The sequence below is a fragment of the Curtobacterium sp. ZW137 genome, assembly GCF_003762905.1.
Taxonomy (GTDB): domain Bacteria; phylum Actinomycetota; class Actinomycetes; order Actinomycetales; family Microbacteriaceae; genus Curtobacterium.
On sequence record NZ_RJKS01000001.1, the window covers coordinates 781,551 to 799,534 of the forward strand.

Annotated in this window: 20 protein-coding genes; 1 reads left to right on the forward strand and 19 read right to left on the reverse strand. The window is 72.8% G+C overall.

Going from position 1 to position 17,984, the window contains the following annotated elements; all coding sequences use genetic code 11:
• Positions 1-49: 49 nt before the first annotated feature.
• The 11 genes from trpA to rpe all read right to left on the reverse strand — a co-directional run bounded on the left by trpA (position 50) and on the right by rpe (position 8,504).
• Entirely contained in the window at positions 50-859 is an 810-nt protein-coding gene (gene trpA, locus EDF55_RS03670) for a tryptophan synthase subunit alpha (RefSeq protein ID WP_123653545.1), read from the reverse strand.
• Positions 856-2,070, reverse strand: coding sequence for a tryptophan synthase subunit beta (gene trpB, locus EDF55_RS03675; protein ID WP_123653546.1), 1,215 nt, complete (start codon positions 2,068-2,070; stop codon positions 856-858). Before trpB ends, trpA begins: the two co-directional genes overlap by 4 nt.
• Before the next feature lie 66 nt (positions 2,071-2,136).
• Positions 2,137-2,910 (reverse strand): indole-3-glycerol phosphate synthase TrpC, encoded by a 774-nt coding sequence (gene trpC, locus EDF55_RS03680; RefSeq protein ID WP_123653861.1) that lies wholly within the window; start codon positions 2,908-2,910, stop codon positions 2,137-2,139.
• A 16-nt stretch (positions 2,911-2,926) separates the two neighbouring features.
• Complete coding sequence (locus tag EDF55_RS03685; RefSeq protein ID WP_123653547.1) at positions 2,927-3,166, reverse strand: DUF6704 family protein; 240 nt, start codon at positions 3,164-3,166, stop codon at positions 2,927-2,929.
• Positions 3,153-3,920: a Trp biosynthesis-associated membrane protein gene (locus EDF55_RS03690; protein WP_123653548.1), complete on the reverse strand. Its 768-nt coding sequence runs from the start codon at positions 3,918-3,920 to the stop codon at positions 3,153-3,155. Before EDF55_RS03690 ends, EDF55_RS03685 begins: the two co-directional genes overlap by 14 nt.
• Positions 3,917-5,482 carry an anthranilate synthase component I gene (locus EDF55_RS03695; RefSeq protein WP_123653549.1) on the reverse strand — a complete coding sequence of 522 codons (1,566 nt, stop codon included), beginning with the start codon at positions 5,480-5,482 and terminating at the stop codon, positions 3,917-3,919. Before EDF55_RS03695 ends, EDF55_RS03690 begins: the two co-directional genes overlap by 4 nt.
• Positions 5,479-5,871 carry a phosphoribosyl-AMP cyclohydrolase gene (gene hisI, locus EDF55_RS03700; RefSeq protein ID WP_123653550.1) on the reverse strand — a complete coding sequence of 131 codons (393 nt, stop codon included), beginning with the start codon at positions 5,869-5,871 and terminating at the stop codon, positions 5,479-5,481. The genes EDF55_RS03695 and hisI overlap by 4 nt, the downstream gene beginning before the upstream one ends.
• Before the next feature lie 7 nt (positions 5,872-5,878).
• Positions 5,879-6,667 (reverse strand): imidazole glycerol phosphate synthase subunit HisF, encoded by a 789-nt coding sequence (hisF, locus tag EDF55_RS03705; RefSeq protein ID WP_260235778.1) that lies wholly within the window; start codon positions 6,665-6,667, stop codon positions 5,879-5,881.
• Positions 6,664-7,503 carry an ATP phosphoribosyltransferase gene (gene hisG / locus EDF55_RS03710; RefSeq protein WP_123653551.1) on the reverse strand — a complete coding sequence of 280 codons (840 nt, stop codon included), beginning with the start codon at positions 7,501-7,503 and terminating at the stop codon, positions 6,664-6,666. Before hisG ends, hisF begins: the two co-directional genes overlap by 4 nt.
• A 62-nt stretch (positions 7,504-7,565) precedes the next feature.
• Positions 7,566-7,829 (reverse strand): phosphoribosyl-ATP diphosphatase, encoded by a 264-nt coding sequence (locus tag EDF55_RS03715; protein WP_071275117.1) that lies wholly within the window; start codon positions 7,827-7,829, stop codon positions 7,566-7,568.
• Between the two features lie 9 nt (positions 7,830-7,838).
• The gene (gene rpe, locus EDF55_RS03720; RefSeq protein ID WP_123653552.1) at positions 7,839-8,504 is read right to left on the reverse strand and encodes a ribulose-phosphate 3-epimerase; all 666 of its coding nucleotides are present in this window, start codon (positions 8,502-8,504) and stop codon (positions 7,839-7,841) included.
• Between the two features lie 35 nt (positions 8,505-8,539).
• Between rpe and EDF55_RS03725 the strand changes: the two genes are divergently transcribed.
• Positions 8,540-9,103 (forward strand): hypothetical protein, encoded by a 564-nt coding sequence (locus EDF55_RS03725; protein WP_123653553.1) that lies wholly within the window; start codon positions 8,540-8,542, stop codon positions 9,101-9,103.
• A 21-nt stretch (positions 9,104-9,124) separates the two neighbouring features.
• On the opposite strand, the gene EDF55_RS03730 is transcribed toward EDF55_RS03725, so the two are convergent.
• Genes EDF55_RS03730 through pyrF form a run of 8 tightly spaced genes read right to left on the reverse strand, consistent with a single transcriptional unit; the run spans position 9,125 to position 17,927 of the window.
• Complete coding sequence (locus tag EDF55_RS03730; protein ID WP_260235781.1) at positions 9,125-10,195, reverse strand: Abi family protein; 1,071 nt, start codon at positions 10,193-10,195, stop codon at positions 9,125-9,127.
• Complete coding sequence (locus EDF55_RS03735) at positions 10,135-11,631, reverse strand: RsmB/NOP family class I SAM-dependent RNA methyltransferase (protein WP_123653554.1); 1,497 nt, start codon at positions 11,629-11,631, stop codon at positions 10,135-10,137. Before EDF55_RS03735 ends, EDF55_RS03730 begins: the two co-directional genes overlap by 61 nt.
• Positions 11,628-12,572 (reverse strand): methionyl-tRNA formyltransferase, encoded by a 945-nt coding sequence (fmt, locus tag EDF55_RS03740; protein WP_123653555.1) that lies wholly within the window; start codon positions 12,570-12,572, stop codon positions 11,628-11,630. The genes EDF55_RS03735 and fmt overlap by 4 nt, the downstream gene beginning before the upstream one ends.
• 13 nt (positions 12,573-12,585) lie before the next feature.
• A complete protein-coding gene (locus EDF55_RS03745; RefSeq protein WP_123653556.1) occupies positions 12,586-14,568 on the reverse strand; it encodes a primosomal protein N' in 1,983 nt (660 codons plus the stop codon).
• A gap of 7 nt (positions 14,569-14,575) precedes the next feature.
• Entirely contained in the window at positions 14,576-15,787 is a 1,212-nt protein-coding gene (gene metK, locus EDF55_RS03750) for a methionine adenosyltransferase (protein WP_185017084.1), read from the reverse strand.
• A gap of 5 nt (positions 15,788-15,792) precedes the next feature.
• Positions 15,793-16,059 (reverse strand): DNA-directed RNA polymerase subunit omega, encoded by a 267-nt coding sequence (gene rpoZ, locus EDF55_RS03755; protein WP_056124209.1) that lies wholly within the window; start codon positions 16,057-16,059, stop codon positions 15,793-15,795.
• Between the two features lie 57 nt (positions 16,060-16,116).
• The gene (gene gmk, locus EDF55_RS03760) at positions 16,117-17,040 is read right to left on the reverse strand and encodes a guanylate kinase (protein ID WP_123653557.1); all 924 of its coding nucleotides are present in this window, start codon (positions 17,038-17,040) and stop codon (positions 16,117-16,119) included.
• A complete protein-coding gene (pyrF, locus tag EDF55_RS03765; RefSeq protein WP_185017086.1) occupies positions 17,037-17,927 on the reverse strand; it encodes an orotidine-5'-phosphate decarboxylase in 891 nt (296 codons plus the stop codon). The genes gmk and pyrF overlap by 4 nt, the downstream gene beginning before the upstream one ends.
• Between the last annotated feature and the right edge of the window lie 57 nt (positions 17,928-17,984).

The following is a 17,984-nucleotide window of genomic DNA, read 5'->3' on the forward strand; positions in this document are numbered from 1 at the left end:
CGGCGGACGCGAGCCGGGCCTCCCGTCCGGATCGTCAGGGGCCGCTGCGTCAGCGGCGGCGCGCGCCCGCCGTCAGCTCCGCTGCGCGCTGGCCGACGCCCGTGACCCCGAGGTCCGCGAGGGCGCGGACGAACGCGGACCCGACGATCGCACCGTCGGCGTAGTCGAGGACCTCGGCCACCTGGTCGGCGGTGGAGATCCCGAGGCCGACGCACGTGCGGGCGACCCCGGCGTCACGGAGCCGCGAGACGACCGTGCGCGCGGCGGAGTCGACCCCGGCACGCGCACCCGTCACACCCATCGTCGACACCGCGTACACGAACCCGCGGCTGGCCTCGACGGCCTGGCGCATCCGGACGTCCGAGGACGACGGCGCAGCGAGGAAGACCCGGTCGAGGCCGGTGCGCTCGGAGGCGTCCATCCACTCCCGGGCTTCGTCCGGGATGAGGTCCGGCGTGATGAGCCCGGCGGCGCCGGAGGCGACCAGGTCGTCCGCGAACCGCTCCACGCCGTAGCGGAGGACGGGGTTCCAGTACGTCATCACGAGCACGGGGACGTCGGCCCGCTCGGTGATCTGGTGCACCGCGTCGAAGACCTGCGCGACGCGGAAGCCGTTCGCGAGCGACTCCTCGGCCGCGCGCTGGATGACCGGGCCGTCCATCACCGGGTCGGAGTACGGCAGGCCGAGCTCGATGACGTCGACGCCGTTCTCGGCGAGGGCCACCGCCGCGTCGACGCTGGTCTGCACGTCCGGGTACCCGGCGGGCAGGTAGCCGATGACGGCACCGTCACGGTCGGCGTTGGCGCGGTCGATCGTCGACGCGACCGTCCGGGTCGGGGTGGGGTTCGTCGTGCTCACAGCTGCACCGCGCTCTCGTCGAGGATGCCGAAGTACCGGCTGGCGGAGGCGACGTCCTTGTCACCGCGCCCGGACAGGTTCACCAGGATGACGCCCTCCGGTCCGAGCTCCTTGCCGAGCTTCATCGCGCCGGCGAGGGCGTGCGACGACTCGATCGCCGGGATGATGCCCTCGGTGCGGCTGAGGAGCCGGAACGCCTCCATCGCCTCGGTGTCGGTGATCGGCTCGTACTGCGCGCGGCCGATCGACGCCAGGTACGCGTGCTCGGGCCCGACGCTCGGGTAGTCGAGGCCGGCGGAGATGCTGTGGCTCTCGATGGTCTGGCCGTCCTCGTCCTGCATCAGGTACGACTTCGCCCCCTGCAGCACACCGGAACGCCCGAGCGTGATGCTCGCCGCGTGCCGACCGGTCTCGACGCCGTCGCCACCCGCTTCGTACCCGTGCAACCGGACGGACTCGTCGTCGAGGAACGCCTCGAAGATGCCCATCGCGTTCGACCCGCCGCCGACGCACGCGGCGACGGCGTCCGGCAGGCGGCCGACCAGGTCGAGGACCTGCTGGCGCGCCTCGACGCCGATCACCTTGTGGAACTCGCGGACCATCTCCGGGAAGGGGTGCGGGCCGGCGACCGTCCCGAGCAGGTAGTGCGTGGAGTCGACGTTCGCCACCCAGTCGCGGAGCGCGTCGTTGATCGCGTCCTTGAGGGTCTTCGAGCCGGTCTCGACCGGGATCACCTCGGCGCCGAGCAGCCGCATCCGCGCGACGTTGAGCGCCTGACGGTCGGTGTCGACCGCGCCCATGTACACGACGCAGTCCATCCCGAACAGGGCGGCGGCCGTGGCGGTGGCGACGCCGTGCTGACCCGCACCCGTCTCGGCGATGAGGCGGGTCTTGCCGAGCCGCTTCGCCACGAGGGCCTGGCCGAGCACGTTGTTGATCTTGTGCGAGCCGGTGTGGTTGAGGTCCTCGCGCTTGAGGATCACCCGGGCGCCACCGGCGTGCTTGGCGAACCGGGGCACCTCGGTGATGATCGACGGTCGGCCGGTGTAGTCGCGCTGCAGGGCGTCGAGTTCGGCGTGGAAGGCCGGGTCCGCCCAGGCTTCGCGGAACGCGGCTTCGAGCTCGTCGAGCGCCAGCACGAGGGACTCGGGGACGAACCGTCCGCCGAAGTCGCCGAAGTACGGGCCGTGGAGGTCGCGGAGTGAGGTCACGATGGTGCTCCAGACGAGTCCGGACGGTGCCGGACGGATCTGTCCGGCGCGGGGCCGGACGGGATGTCAGGCGTCGAGGAACGACGCGAGGGCTGCTGCGGGGTCGGCGCCGGTCACGAGCGCTTCCCCGACCAGGACGACGTCGGCACCCGCTGCGCGGTAGTGGGCGACGTCGGCGGGACCGGACACCGCGGACTCGGCGACGCGGACGACCCCGGTGGGGATCCGGTCGGCGAGCGAGCCGAAGAGGTCGCGGTCGAGCGAGAAGTCGGTGAGGTCCCGGGCGTTGATCCCGAGGATGCGGGCACCGGCGTCGAGGCCACGGGCGACTTCGTCCGCGGAGTGGGCCTCGACGAGGACGCGCATGCCGAGCTCTTCCGCCAGGGCGTGCAGCTCGGTCAGCTGCGGCTGGTCGAGCGCGGCGACGATGAGCAGCACGAGGTCCGCTCCGGACGCCCGCGCCTCGATCACCTGGTACGGGTCGGCGATGAAGTCCTTGCGGAGCACCGGGACGGTGACGCGGGCCTTCACCGCTTCGAGGTCGGCGAGCGTGCCGAGGAACTTGCGCCCCTCGGTCAGCACGCTGATCGCGGAGGCACCGCCACGCTCGTACTCGGCCGCGAGGGCAGCCGGGTCGGCGATCGGGGCCATCGAACCGCGCGACGGGCTGGCCCGCTTGACCTCGGCGAGGACCTTGACCCGGTCACCGGGGGCGAGGAAGTCGAGGGCGTCGAGCGGCGATGCCACCCGGTCGAGGTCGCGTTCGACGTCCGAGTACGGGCGGTCGAGGCGACGGGCTGCGGCGTCCTCGAGCGCGCCCGCGACGAGGGTCTCGAGCACGTTCGGCATGCCGGGCCTACTCGTTGTGGTGCTTGGCGACGTACTTCGGACCGTTGACGCCGTAGCCGGCCTTGCCCATCACGTAGCCGACGATGAGTCCGACGACGAGCAGCGCGGCAGCGGCCCAGACACCCCACACGATGCTGAACCAGAAGCAGATCGTGCCGATCGCGAACGCCACCAGCATGATGATGACGGACGTCCAGGCTGCCGGCGAGTGGCCTTCGCCGAGTTCTGCGGGCTCAGTGGTGCTCACGGTGCTCCTCGTGGTCGGTGGCGCCGTCGGTCGACCGGCGCACTCCCGATCCTATCGTGTCGTCGGCTCCGGTCGGCTCCACCACGGCGGCGTCGGGCGCGTCCACCACGGTGGCGTCGGGCGCGTCCACGGCAGCGGCGTCGGGCCCGTCCACGGCAGCGGCGTCCGTCGGGTCCACCCCGGCGCTCAGGTCGTCCCAGTCCACGATCGCGTCGCGCTGGACCGGAGCGGCCTTCGGCGCGGCCCCCGCCGGGTTCGCCGCGTACTTCCGGCTCGGCCCGGGCCAGGACCGCTGCACGACGAGCACGACGACCCCGAGCAGCACCGCGAGGACTCCCCCGGCGATGCCGACGGCCGGCCACGCGCTCACGTCGACGCTCGTCACGATGCGCCGGACGGCAGCGAGGTCGCTGACGCCCGCGACGTCCCCGATGGCGCCCTTCGCGGCGCCGACCGGGTCACGGAGCGCGGTGATGCCGGAGACCACGATGCCGAGGCCGAGCAGGATCTCGATCGCGGCGAGCACGATGCGGACGACCTTGCCGGCGATGGTCATCGCGAGGAACAGCGCGAGCGACGCGATCGCCAGCGCGGTGAACTGCGGGACGGCCTTGGACCCGTCGGCCACCACGGTCGAGGTGACCGCGGCGGACGTGTCGAGGTGCACCGTGAACCACGTCTGGGTCCAGGAGAGCATCACGATGCCGGCGACGGCGAGCCCGATGACGACGACGAGCGGGCGGGAGCGCTTCACGAACGGACCTCCCGCATCCGGTTGGCGGTGGCGACGGCCCGGAGCGGCGCCGCGGCCTTGTTGACCGCCTCGGCGTGCTCGGTCGCGGGGTCGGAGTCCGCGACGAGACCGGCACCGGCCTGCACGCGGGCGACGCCGTCCTGGATGAGCGCGGTGCGGATCGCGATCGCGAGGTCGGCGTCCCCGGCGAAGTCGAAGTAGCCGACGACCCCCGCGTACGCCCCGCGCTTGGCGGGTTCGAGCTCGTCGATGATCTCCAGCGCACGCGGCTTCGGCGCACCGGACAGGGTCCCGGCGGGGAACGTCGCCCGGAACACGTCGATCGCCGAGGCGTCCGGACGCAGGACGCCCTCGACGCTCGACACGAGGTGCATGATGTGGCTGAACCGCTCGACGGTCATGAACTCGGTCACCGCGACGGTGCCGGGTTCGCAGACCTTCTGCAGGTCGTTCCGGGAGAGGTCCACGAGCATCAGGTGCTCGGCGCGCTCCTTCGGGTCCTCGAGCAGGTCCTCGCCGAAGCGGACGTCTTCTTCCGGCGTCGCGCCGCGCGGGCGTGAACCGGCGATCGGGTGCGTGATCGCCCGGCCGCCCTGCACCTTGACGAGTGCTTCCGGGGACGCGCCGACGATCCAGAACGGCTTGCCCGCGGTGTCCTGCAGCGACAGGTAGTACATGTACGGGCTCGGGTTGAGCGTGCGGAGCACCCGGTACACGTCGAGCGGGTCCGCCGTGACGTCGTGGTCGAAGCGCTGCGAGATGACGACCTGGAAGACGTCGCCGTCGCGGATGAAGTCCTTCGAGCGCACGACCGAGGCCCTGTACTCGTCCGGCGTCGACCGGTGCGTCGGGGTCGGCTCGGCCATCTCGAACGCCTCGGCGACGGTGGCGATGCTCGGCTGCACGAGGTCGGCCTGCATCCGGTCGAGTCGTTCCTGCGCCCCGGCCCACAGCGTGTCGGCGTCGTCGGTGCCGTCGTTCAGCGCACTCGCGACGAGCAGCACGAGCCCGGTGCGGTGGTCGAGGGCGGCGAGCTCCGCGACGAAGGCGAGCGACTGCCCGGGGACGTCGAAGTCGGCCGGCGGGACGTTCGGCAGGTGTTCGAGCTGCCGGACGGCTTCCCAGCCGATGAACCCGACGGTCCCGCCGACGAGCGGCGGTGTGCCGGGGACGCGCGGGGTCGCCCAGCGCTCGTGGAGCCGTGCCAGGACGTGGAGCGGTTCGCCGTCGAGCGACCCGACGGCGCGCTCGGCGCTCATGCCGGTGTCGATCCACGCGGCGCGGTCACCCTCCTGCGTCAGGACGCCGAAGCTCCGCACGCCGACGAAGGACCAGCGGGACCAGAGACCGCCCTGTCCGGCGGACTCGAGCAGGAAGGAACCGGGCCGGCCGTCGGCCAGCTTCCGGTAGACGCCGACCGGGGTCTCGCTGTCGGCGTACAGCGCACGCACCACCGGGACGACGCGGTGGCCGTCCGCCACCAGGTCGTCGAACTCCGGACGGGAGGTCGTGTGCGGCTCGTCGGAGACCGCCGGGGCAGGCGACGTGGTCGCGTTCGTCATCGGGTCGCCCCCGTCGTGTCGGGTGCGGTCGCGGTCGTCGGGTCGAGCGGGTCGACGTCGAAGCAGCGGTGCGCCCCGGTGTGGCACGCGGCACCGACCTGCTGCACGGTGACGAGGAGCGTGTCCGCGTCGCAGTCGAACGCCGCGGCGCGCACGTACTGCGCGTGTCCGGAGGTGTCGCCCTTCCGCCAGTACTCCTGCCGCGAGCGGGACCAGAAGGTCACCCGCCCCTCGGTCAGGGTGCGGCGGAGGGCTTCCCGGTCCATGTAGCCGAGCATGAGGACGTCCTTGGACGACTCCTCTTGCACGACTGCCGGGAGCAGCCCGTCCGCACCGAAGCGCGCGCGGTCGAGGACCGCATCGGTGCTGGTGCTGGTGCTGTCGGTCATGAGGCTCCTAGCGTACGGCGTGCCCGGTCTCCCGGAGCGCTGCCTTGACGTCGCCGATGGTCATCTCGCCGCGGTGGAACACGCTCGCCGCGAGCACCGCATCGGCCCCGGCGTCGACGGCCGGGGCGAAGTGCTCGACGCGCCCGGCGCCGCCGGAGGCGATCACCGGGACGGTGGACACGGCGCGCACGGCACGGACGAGTTCGAGGTCGAAGCCGTTCTTCGTGCCGTCGGCGTCGATCGAGTTCACGAGGAGCTCCCCCGCGCCCCGCTCGACGGCTTCGCGTGCCCAGGCGACCGCGTCGATGTCGGTCTCGGCACGCCCGCCGTGCGTGGTGACGACGAAGCCGGACGGCATCCGGTGGGAGCGCTTGACGTCGAGCGAGAGCACGACGGCCTGCGCCCCGAACCGGTCGGCGATCTCACCGACGAGGTCGGGTCGGGCGATCGCGGCGCTGTTCACGCCGATCTTGTCCGCGCCGCACTGCTGCAGGCGGGACACGTCGTCGACGCTCCGCACGCCGCCGCCGACGGTCAGTGGGATGAAGACCTGCTCGGCGGTCCGGGTCACGGTCTCGTACATCGTCGCGCGGTTCTCCACCGTCGCGCCGACGTCGAGGAAGGTCAGCTCGTCGGCGCCCTGCTCGTAGTACCGCGCGGCGAGCTCCACCGGGTCGCCGGCGTCCTGCAGGTCGAGGAAGTTGACGCCCTTGACCACGCGGCCGCCGGAGACGTCGAGGCAGGGGACGACGCGGATCGCGACGCCGCCGAGCGCGCCGGCCACGTCGGCGTTCACAGGCGTGCGGCGTGGATCGGGCTCACGAGGATGGCGCGGGCGCCGAGGTCGTAGAGCGCGTCCATGATGAGGTTGGCGTCGTCCTTCGGGATCATCACCCGGACGGCGGACCAGTCCCGGCCGTGCAGCGGCGACACCGTCGGGGACTCGATGCCCGACGCGATCGCGGTCGCCTGCTCGAGCAGGTCCGTCGGGATGTCGTAGTCGAGCATCACGTAGCCGCGTGCGACGAGGACGCCCTGCAGCCGCCGGCGCAGCACGTCGATGCCGGCGATGGTCTCGTCGGTGCTGATGAGCAGCGCCGTCGACTCGAGGATGACCGGGCCGAAGATCTCCAGGCCGGCCTGGCGGAGGGTGCTGCCGGTGGACACGACGTCGGCGACCGCGTCGGCCACGCCGAGGCGCACCGCGCTCTCCACCGCGCCGTCGAGCTGCACCAGGGTCGCGGTCACGCCGTGCCGGCCGAGGAACTCGCCCACGAGGCCCGGGTAGCTCGTCGCGACCCGGACGCCGTCGAGGTCCTGCAAGGAGGAGAACCGACCGGGCGTCCCGGCGAAGCGGAACGTGGAGTCGGCGAAGCCGAGCGCGTCGACCTCGTGCGCGGCGGACCCGGAGTCGAGCAGCAGGTCACGGCCGGTGATGCCGACGTCGAGTGCGCCGGAGCCGACGTACGTGGCGATGTCACGCGGGCGGAGGTAGAAGAACTCCACCCCGTTGCGCTCGTCGACCAGGTGCAGGGCCTTCGGGTCGCGGCGACCGGCGTACCCGGCCTCCCGCAGCATCTCGGAGGCGGTCTCGGACAGGGAACCCTTGTTGGGCACGGCGATGCGGAGCATCAGGGGGTCTGCTTTCTGTCGGCGGGGTCGGTGACGTCGCTGCGGGTGCGCCGGAGCGCGTCCTACAGATGTCGCCAGACGTCCGCCGGGGTGAGGCCCTTCGCGACCATGAGCACCTGCAGGTGGTACACGAGCTGGGAGATCTCCTCAGCCGTGCGGACGTCACCCTCGTACTCGGCCGCCATCCAGACCTCGGCCGCTTCCTCCACGATCTTCTTGCCGATCTGGTGCACGCCGGCGTCCAGTTCGGCGACGGTGCCGGAGCCCTCGGGGCGCGATGCGGCCTTCTCGGTCAGCTCCGCGAACAGCTCGTCGAACGTCTTCACGCTCCCAGGCTACCGTCCCGCGAGCGCACGTTGCGCCGCGTCGCGGAGGTCCCGGATGCGCGGCGCCGGCTCGCCGCCGTAGACCGCGGACCCGGCGACCAGGGTGTCGGCTCCGCTCCGCACGGCCGTCGGCACGGTCTCGACCGAGATGCCGCCGTCGACCTCGAGCCAGACGTCGAGCCCGGAGGCGTCGACCGCGGCGCGTGCGTCGGCGAGCTTCGGCATCACCTCGGGCATGAAGGACTGGCCACCGAACCCGGGCTCGACGGTCATCAGCAGGATCATGTCGTAGGCGTCCAGGTGCGCGAGCACGGGGGCGATCGGCGTGCCGGGCTTCACCGCGACGGCCGCGCGGGCGCCGTTCGAGCGGATCGCGGCGGCGGTGGCGATCGGGTCGGTCGCCGCCTCGAAGTGGAACGTCACGCTCGCGGCGCCGGTCTCGGCGTACTTCGGGGCCTCGGTGTCGGCGTCGGTGATCATCAGGTGGACGTCGAGCGGCACCGGGGAGACCTCCTGCAGGCGCTGCACGATCGGGAGGCCGAGCGTCAGGTTCGGCACGAAGTGGTTGTCCATCACGTCGACGTGCACCATGTCGGCGGTCGCGATCCGGTCGAGCTCCCGCTCGAGGTTCGCGAAGTCGGCGGACAGGATGCTCGGCGAGATGCGGATCGTCACCGCACCACCCTACCGGCGCCCGTAGGCTGCAGATCGTGACCGATGACCAGATCCGCTCGGACGGGGAGTCGATCCGCGTGCGGGTCGAGTTCGCCGAGGACCGTGGTGTGCCGCTGAGCGAGACGATCGGAGCGCTCGAGGACGTCCACGAGGCGGTGGACTTCGCCTTCTTCCTCGCGCACGGCGATGCCCGCCGGTGGGAGCACGGCGGAGGTCGGGGGCAGGTGCGGGTCGACGAACTGGACCACGGGAAGCCGGTGTCGGTGGCCCTCCGGTTGGTCATGTCCGGCGGCCTCGGCCTTGCCTACCCGCAGGTTCACGAAGGGGTGAGCGCCGTCGAGGCAGTGCTGCGCACCGCAGCGTCGAGCACGGCCGCGCCCGCCGTGGTGACGATCGACGTCGCCGAGAAGCACGTCTTGGAGGCGATGGAGCGCGTTGCGTACCAGGCTCGCGGCACCGACCTCGCCTGGCGCATCCGCGAGGCCGAGGAGCACCGTGCTCCAGCCCCGGACGGCACCCCGGGCAAAGGTGCCCGGTTCGTGCGTGCGGCGGCCAGGCTCGTGACGAAGCCCGCCTTCAGCTTCCGCGTCGACCGCTGACCGCGGAGACCTCGGAGCCCTTCATCGCCACAGCGGGAGATCCTGCCAGCCGTCGCGCGTCCCGATCACGGCGGGCGACACGAATCGGACATCAGGGTGACTCTCGATGACTCGTGACATGAGACGCGACGGCCCGACGCCCTGCTCGTTCCGCAGGAACTGGACGAGGGTCAGCTGACCGAAGGTCCGGTTCATGCTTGCCGCAGCGAAGTCCAGGGAGCGGTCGGATCCGACAGGCGGCAGCTTCGGTCGCTTCGAGTAGACACGGTTGAACAGGCGACCGTGGTGCGCACAGGCGTTCCGCACGGTGTTCAGCGCGCGGAGCCACGACGTGAGCTGTGGAGCACGGAGCGAGTACTCAGTGGCGACCGCATGCTGCACCACAGGTGGAGCGAACTCGAACAACCGCACCAGGGCACCCCAGTCGAGCACCTCGACGGCCGCCCAGACGGGGAGCACCCCGCCGTACCGGGTGCGGTGATGCTCGACGAACTCCTCACGGGAGGAGGAAACGCTGAGCTCGAACTTCCGACGCCACACCGGGTACGCGTCTCCCTTCCGAGCCAAGGGCCCGAGGATCTCGGGCGCGAGGTGAGCAGCCGCGTCCAGACGGCCGAGCGCATGACCCAGGTGGGCCCGAACCGAGAGTTCGACGGGAGCGAGCGCTGCGAAGACCGCGGTCCGCAGCCGTTCGTCGAACTCGTACAGGGCGATCACGTCGGTGAAGGCCGCTCCGTGGCGGAATTCGTCGAGCCGACGTCCGTCCTCGGCACGCCGGAACGGGTACCAGTAGCCGCTCAACCGGTAGTAGTTCACGCGAGCGAGCCACGCCAACGCCTGCTCGGGATCATCGACGATCAGTCCGCGATCAAGCAACTGATCGAGTTGCTGTTCGTACGACCGAAACGGCTTCGGCGCTTCCACCCGTCGCCTCCCCCGGCCGAAAAAAGGACCGGCCCTGGACCTGCGGAGCAGGCGGAACCGGTCTTGTCCAGCCAACATATCACGCGGGCGGCACGCGGTGCAATCCGTCAGGCGACCCGCCGGAAAAGCGCGATGAACATCGCGTCCGTACCGACCCGGTGCGGCCACAGCTGCGCCGTGTTGCCGTCCGCGACCTGCGGGTCCCGCGCGGCCACGGACCGCACGACCGCGGCCGTGTCGACCTGCTCGAGCACGTCACCGTGCCGCGCCATCAGCGCGTCGACCTGCCCGCGCGTCTCCGCGAGGTGCGGCGAGCACGTCACGTACGCCAGCGTCCCGCCGGGCGCCAGCACCCGCACGGCTGCGTCGAGCAGTTCGGCCTGCAGGACCGCGAGCTCCTGGACGTCCTCCGGTACCTTCCGCCAGCGCGCCTCCGGGCGACGCCGGAGCGCCCCGAGCCCGGTGCACGGCGCGTCGAGCAGCACCCGGTCGTACGTCACGCCGGCGCCGTCGAGACCGTAGCGACGGGCATCGCCCTCGACGACGGTGACGGTCTCGCCGAAGTCCGCGAGGGCCTTCCGGACGAGCCCGGCACGCGCGGGGACGAGCTCGTTGGCGACGAGGGTCGCACCGCCCTGTGCGGCCTCGGCGGCGAGGAGCGCCGCCTTGCCGCCGGGTCCGGCGCACAGGTCCAGCCACCGCTCCCCCGCGCGCACCGCGGACGCCCGGCTGAGCGCCAGCGCCGCGAGCTGCGAGCCCTCGTCCTGCACGCGGAGCCGTCCGGCGGCGACGCCCGGCACCCGTGCGGGGTCGCCGGTGACGCCGCGGATCCCGACTGGAGAGACAGGCAGGGCGTCCGCGTCCGCCACGACCTCTGCACCGACATCGACGGGAGGCTCGGCTCCGGTCACGTCGTCGGCCGTCGGTTCGTCGTCGGTCGCCGCCACGGCAGCGGTCACCGCGGCCACGTCGGCCTCGGTCGCGAGCCCGGGCAGCGCGGCGAGCTGCACGCGCGGGGCGACGTCGTCGGCGGCCAGCAGTGCCACGAGCTCGTCGCGGGACCGCTCGGCAGCCAGGGCGTCCCGGAGCGAGGACACCACCCACGCCGGGTGGGACCAGCGCGTCGCGAGCAGGTCGTCGCCGGACAGGCCACGGGTGATCTCGGCGTCCCAGTCCTCCGGGCTCTTCGCGGCGACCTTGCGCATCACGGCGTTCACGAAGCCGGTGGCACGGTGGGCGCCGACCTCCCGGGCGAGCTCGACGGTCGCGGAGACGGCGGCGTGCGTCGGGGTGCGCATCGCGAGGAGCTGGTGCACGCCGAGCCGCATCACGTCGAGCACGTCGGCCTCGATGTTGGCGACACGGCGTCCGGACGCGGCCTCGACGATCGCGTCGTAGCGGCCGATCATCCGGATGGTGCCGTAGGTGAGCTCGGTGGCGAACCCGGCGTCACGCGCTGACAGTGCGGCGCGGCGGATCCGGGTGGGGAGCAGGAGGTTCGCGTACGCGTCGTCGACCTGGACGGCCCGGATGACGTCGTACGCGACACGGCGGGCGCTCGGACCGCGGACGGTCCGGGGCTGCTGCTGCTGGTGCGGGCTCATGCGAGGACCTTCCCGTCGAGCGTGCCGAGGCCACGGGCCCAGGCGGCGGCGTCCATCGCCTTCTTGCCGGCCGGCTGCACCTCGGTGAGCACGAGCGCGTCGTCGGCGGTCCCGACGAACAGCCGACCGCCGTGGACGCGGAGCGCACCGGGCGCGAGCGACGGGACGGGGTCTCCCGGGCCTCCCGGCTGGTGGTCCGGACGCTGCGCCCGCAGCACCTTGACCCGGGTCTCCCCCAGGTGCGTGAACGCGCCGGGCTCCGGTGTGACGCCACGGATGCGGGCGTGCACGGCCGCGGCGGGCTGCGCGAAGTCGATGCGGCCGTCGTCGAGGGTCGTCTTCGGCGCCGTCGTCGGCTCGCCGACCTGCTCGGTGGCGACCGCGGTGCCGGCGGCGATGTCGTCGACGACCCGCGCGACCACCTCGGCACCGGTCTCGGCCATCGCGGCGAGGACCTCACCGGAGGTGGCTTCGGGGTCGATGGTGAACGGCTCGGAGGCGTACACGGGACCGGCGTCGAGCGCCTCGACGAGCTGGAACACCGTGGCGGCCGTGCGGGTGTCGCCGGCCATCACCGCACGCTGCACCGGAGCCGCGCCGCGGTACGCGGGGAGCTCGGAGAAGTGCAGGTTGACCCAGCCGTGTCGGGGCGTGTCGAGCGCGGCGCGGCGGAGCAGCGCGCCGTAGGCGACGATGACGCCGAGGTCGACGTCGAGCGCGGCGAGCTGCGCGGTGACGGTGTCGTCGACGCGGGAGGCCTCGATCACGGGCAGTCCGAGCTCCGCGGCGACCTGTGCGACCGGGGTCGGCGTGAGCACGCGCTTCCGGCCCTGCGGGGTCGGCGGACGGGTGAGCACCGCGGCGATCTTGTGGTCGGATGCCGCGAGCCGGCGGAGGGTGGGGACGGCCGCAGCGGGGCTGCCGGCGACGACGAGACGCATGGGTTCCAGTCTCTCAGACTTCGGAGAAGGGCTCGGCGTCGTCGAGCCGCGCCCGGAGGGCCGGGGCCGAGCGGCGCTTGGCGCCCCCGGGGAGCACGCGACGGGTGGACGAGCGCCGGATCACCTCGGCCTTGATCGTGGCCGCGACCTCGGCGCCGTGCGCGTAGGGGAAGCGCACGATGGCGCGGACGGTCCCCGGGATCTGGTCGTCCACCGGGACCGGACCGAGGACCGGACCGACGGGCGCCTCGCCGAGGGCCTCGACCGCTGCGGTCACCGCCGCCTCGGTGCCGGAGAGCGTTGCGACGCGGACGGCCGGCGGGAAGAGGAGTTCCCGGCGGTCGACGAGCTCGTCGTGCGCGGGACCGTCGAGCTGCCAGAGGGCCATCGCCGTCGCGAGCTTCCCGCCGATGCCGACGAGGTACACCTCGGCGCCAGGGGCACCCTTCGCGGCGGCGTTGGTCCAGAAGCGCAGCACCTCCTCCTGCACGCGGAGTCCTTCGCGGCCGAGCATCTTCTCGCCGTCGAGGAGCAGCACGCAGGCGTACCCGCCGGGCGTCGACGGTTCGGCGCCGCGGGTGGCCACCACCACGGCGGGCTTCGCGGGGATCTCGTCGATCGGCCGGGAGCCGTCGGCGACCACGATGCGCGTGCCGGGGAACGCCCGGCCGAGTTCGTCGGCGGTGCGCTGCGCCCCCTGTCCGACGGCCTTGAGCTTGCCGCCGCCGCACGTCGGGCAGCGGTACCCCGCGGCGAGGGCGCCGCAGAACCGGCACTGCGGGACGGCACCGTGCGTCGGGGCACCGAGCGGTCCGCCGCAGACCCGGCAGTGCGCGCGCTCCCCGCAGTCCGCGCAGACGAGCCCGGTGCCGAAGCCCGGGTTCGCGACCTGCACGAGGACGGGGCCGGTGCGGCTCGCCTCTCGCGCGGCGCGCCAGGCGCTCGACGGGATGCGGGCCTGGGCCGCGGGACCGTCGGCGTTCACCTGCTGCGCCGTCGGGACGACGTGCGGCACCGCCTGGCGGTACGGCACGACGTCGTCGAGCCAGCCGAGCTCGACGAGCCGCTGCACGTCGGTGCTCCTGGCGTGCGCGAGGAACAGGAGCGACGCGCCGGACTGCGCCGCACGGACGAGCGCGACGTCGCGGGTGTGCACGTACGGGGCGCGCTGCTCGATGAACGAGGCGTCGCCGTCGTCCCACATCGCGATGAGGCCGAGCTCGCTGGCCGGGGCGTACATCGCGGTGCGGTTCCCGATCGCGACGACCGGGTGCGTCCGGGCCTGCAGGAGCGCCTTCGCCCGCTGCCCGTTGGTCTGCTTCGCGTCGAACCGGACGACCCGTTCGGCCGGCACCAGGGCGAGCAGCGCGCGCTCGAGGTCCATCACGTCGCGGAAGTCCGGCACCGCGAGGACGGCGGAACGCTCGGTGGCGAGGGTCCGGGCGGCGGCCTGCGCGAGGGTGGCTGCCCAGCCGGGGACCCAGCCCGCGTCTCCGCCTGCGGCGTCGAGCTGCACGGGATGCGGGACCGCGGCGACGGCAGCACGGCCGTTCGTCGCGACGATCTCCTCGACGACCCCCTCGGCATAGCCCGTGACGGCAGGGGCGTCGACCGCCGGCAGCACCTGCTCGGGATCCCGGGCGAGCCAGGCCTTCTCGGCGCGGACCTGCCGGGTCGGCACCGCGAGCCGCAGCACGTCGGACGCGACACCCGCGGCACGGTCGGCGACGGCGCGGGCGAGCGTCCAGATCTCCGGCGCGAGCACCGGCACCGGGCTCACGAGCGTCTCGATCTGACTGAGTTCCCCGGGGAACGCGCCCTCGTCGACGACCTCGACCACGTACGCGTCGGACATCCGGGCGCCGGTGCGGAGCGGGACCTTCACGCGGACCCCCGGCACGCAGTCGTCCTCGAGCTCGGCCGGCACCCGGTAGTCGAACAGACGGTCCAACTGCGGGAGCGGCGAGTCGAGGACGACGCGCGCGACGGTGGTCACGCGGTGGTCAGACCGCGGCGGCGACGAGTCCTGCGGCTTCGCGGAGCGCGTCGACGCGGTCGAGCTGCTCCCAGGTGAAGCCGGGGAGCTCGCGGCCGAAGTGGCCGTAGGTCGCGGTCTGCGCGTAGCGCGGCTTGAGCAGGTCGAGGTCGCGGATGATCGCGGCCGGACGGAGGTCGAACACGCTGCGGATCGCCGCTTCGATGGTGGCGTCGTCGACGTGTCCGGTGCCGAACGACTCGACGTACAGCCCGACCGGGGCGGCACGGCCGATCGCGTAGGCGACCTGGACCTCCAGCCGGTCGGCGAGACCAGCGGCGACGGCGTTCTTCGCGACCCAGCGGAGCGCGTAGGCGGCCGAACGGTCCACCTTCGACGGGTCCTTGCCGCTGAACGCACCACCGCCGTGTCGGGAGGCACCGCCGTAGGTGTCCACGATGACCTTGCGACCGGTGAGGCCGGCGTCGCCCTGGGGGCCGCCGATCTCGAAGCGGCCGGTCGGGTTCACGATGACGTCGACGTGCGAGGAGTCCAGGTCGACGAGGTCGAGGACCGGACGGATGACGTGCTCGGTGATCGCCGCGGTGAGCTCGTCGAGCGTGACGCTCGGCGAGTGCTGCGTCGACACGACGACGGTCTCGACGGTCTTCGGGACGACGCCGTCGTACCCGACCGTGACCTGGGTCTTGCCGTCGGGGCGCAGGAACGTCAGCTCGCCGGACTTGCGCACGGCGGCGAGACGCTCGGCCAGACGGTGCGCGAGCCAGATCGCGACGGGCATGTACTCCGGGGTCTCGTTCGTCGCGAAGCCGAACATGATGCCCTGGTCGCCGGCGCCCTGGCGGTCGAGCGGGTCGACGGCGCCGGAGCGCGAGTCGAGCGACTCGTCGACGCCCTGGGCGATGTCCGGCGACTGCGCGCCGATCGAGACCTCGACGCCACAGGTGTGGCCGTCGAAGGAGACCTCCGACGAGTTGTACCCGATGCCCGTGATGACGTCGCGGACGATCTTCGGGATCTCGACGTAGCCCGACGTGGTGACTTCACCCGCGACGTGCACGAGTCCGGTCGTCACCATGGTCTCCACGGCGACGCGCGCGTGCGGGTCCACCGTGAGCAGGGCGTCGAGGATGCTGTCCGAGATCTGGTCGCAGATCTTGTCGGGGTGCCCCTCCGTCACCGACTCGGACGTGAAGAGGCGCAGCGTGCTGGACGTCACCGGGATCAGACGGTGGGCTGCGGCTGCTGCTTGGTGACGGTGAGCTTGTCCTCGTTGATCTCGTGGAGGGCCACCGACAGCGGCTTGTCGTCGATCGTGGAGTCGACGAGCGGACCGACGTTGTCGAAGAGCGAGCCCTCGTGCAGGTCGGCGTAGTAGTCGTTGATCTGGCGCGCACGCTTCGACGCGAAGATGACGAGCGCGTACTTCGACTCGACCTTGGACAGCAGGTCGTCGATGGGCGGGTCGATGATGCCCTGGGGGTTGGCCATGGTGTCTCCAGTCAACGAAGGATGAGTCGTGCCCGTGGGCACGGCGCGCGCTCCCGGCTAGGGCGCAGTGAACAAGTCTACGACCTCACGCGCCGCGGTGCCGACATCGGAGTTCACGATCCGCACGTCGAACTCGTCCTGGGCGGCGAGTTCGACCTTCGCGGTCTCGAGCCGACGGGCCTGTTCCTCGGAGGACTCGGTGCCGCGGCCGATGAGCCGGCGGACCAGTTCTTCCCACGTGGGCGGCAGCAGGAAGACGAGCACGGCCTCGGGCATGGCGTCCCGCACCTGCCGGGCACCCTGCAGGTCGATCTCGAGCATCACCTTGTCGCCGGCGTCGAGCGCGCGGTCGATCGGCGGCCGGGGGGTGCCGTACCGGTACGAGTTGTGCACGGTCGCCCACTCGAGCAGCTCGCGTTCCCGGATCATCCGGTCGAACTCGGCGTCGTCGACGAAGTAGTAGTGCACGCCGTCGACCTCGCCCGGGCGGGGCTTCCGGGTCGTCGCGGACACGCTGAGGTTCACGTCCGGGTACTGCTCGCGGATGTACGCGCTGACCGTGCCCTTGCCGACCGCGGTGGGTCCGGCGAGGACGACGAGCTTCGACGTGCCGCGCTTCCGGCCGCGGGCGGCCAGCCACTCGGCCAGTGCGGCACGCTGCCGGCTGCCGAGTCCGCCGAGCCGCTTCGACGGTGCGATGCGGAGCGTCCCCATGATGGTCTCGGCACGGGCCGGGCCGATGCCGCTCAGGCTCGTCAGCAGGTCGCGGACCCGGAGCGAGCGTTCCGCGGCGGTCTCGGCGGTGGCGTCCTCGTCCCACGCGGCGCGGGCGACGTCGAGCGCGGACCGCTCCCCCGACGCGACGGCGGCCTTGACGGCGGCGCGGGCGCGACGGGCGGCGACGGCGGCACGGGCAGCGGCGGCCCGGTCCACCTCCGGCGGGTTGCGGTGCGCGGGGAGGTCCGTGCGGTCGTCCGTCATGCGGCCGACCCGCCGTCGGACGCCAGCGCCAGACGGATCCGGTCCGCACGGTCGGCCACCAGGACCGCCACGCCGTCCGGGCCGTCGGTCAGGAGCCCGCGGGACTCGCTCACGAGCACCTGTTCGGCACGCGAGCCGTACAGGGCACGGAGGTCCTCGATGCGGGCGCCCTGGGCACCGAAGCCCGGTGCGAGGACCGGCGACGTGCCGATCTCGTCCGCGCCGATGCCGAAGTCCGTCAGGTCGAGGGTGGCGCCGAGCACGAGCCCGACGTCCCCGATGGCCTGGTCGTCCACGGCCGGGTTGTCGTCTGCCACGTCCAGAACGATACCGGCAGCGACGGAGCGCCCGGCACGCGGCCCCTCCGCCAGGACCGCCGTCTGGAGCACCCGGGCCTCGGGGTTGCTCGTCGCGGCGAGCACGAACACGCCGGCGCCGTTCCGCCGGGCCACGTCGATCGTGCCGCGCAGGGACCCGTACCCGAGGTACGGCGACACCGTCATCGCGTCGGCCGCGAACGGGCCGTCGGCGTCGATCCACGCGGTCGCGTAGTCGTCACCGGTCGAGCCGATGTCGCCCCGCTTCACGTCGGCGACGACCAGGAGGCCCGCATCGCGTGCCCGACGGATCGTCGCGTCGAGCGCGCGGTAGCCGGCCACCCCGGCCGCCTCGAAGAAGGCGACCTGCGGCTTCACGACCGCGGCGCGCCCGGCGGCCGCGTCCACGAGCGTCGCGCCGAACGCGGTGAGCCCCGCCTCGTCGCGACCGAGCCCCCACGCCGCCAGGGTGGCGGCATGGGGGTCGATCCCGACGCACAGGGCGGAACGCGACCCGATGGCGGCGGCGAGCCGGACGCCGAACGGGGTCGGGCCTCCCCCCACCGGCACGGCCGTCCCGCCGCTGGCGCGTCGGTCCGGAACCGGCGGCGTGGGCCCAGGCTGCGC

Coding starts and splice junctions, on each gene's coding strand:
- rpoZ (WP_056124209.1), bottom strand. CDS start 16,059: ATGGCCAACCCCCAGGGCATCATCGACCCGCCCATCGACGACCTGCTG.
- EDF55_RS03735 (WP_123653554.1), bottom strand. CDS start 11,631: ATGAGCCCGCACCAGCAGCAGCAGCCCCGGACCGTCCGCGGTCCGAGC.
- hisI (WP_123653550.1), bottom strand. CDS start 5,871: ATGACCGACAGCACCAGCACCAGCACCGATGCGGTCCTCGACCGCGCG.
- fmt (WP_123653555.1), bottom strand. CDS start 12,572: ATGCGTCTCGTCGTCGCCGGCAGCCCCGCTGCGGCCGTCCCCACCCTC.
- hisG (WP_123653551.1), bottom strand. CDS start 7,503: ATGCTCCGCATCGCCGTGCCCAACAAGGGTTCCCTGTCCGAGACCGCC.
- EDF55_RS03695 (WP_123653549.1), bottom strand. CDS start 5,482: ATGACGAACGCGACCACGTCGCCTGCCCCGGCGGTCTCCGACGAGCCG.
- gmk (WP_123653557.1), bottom strand. CDS start 17,040: ATGACGGACGACCGCACGGACCTCCCCGCGCACCGCAACCCGCCGGAG.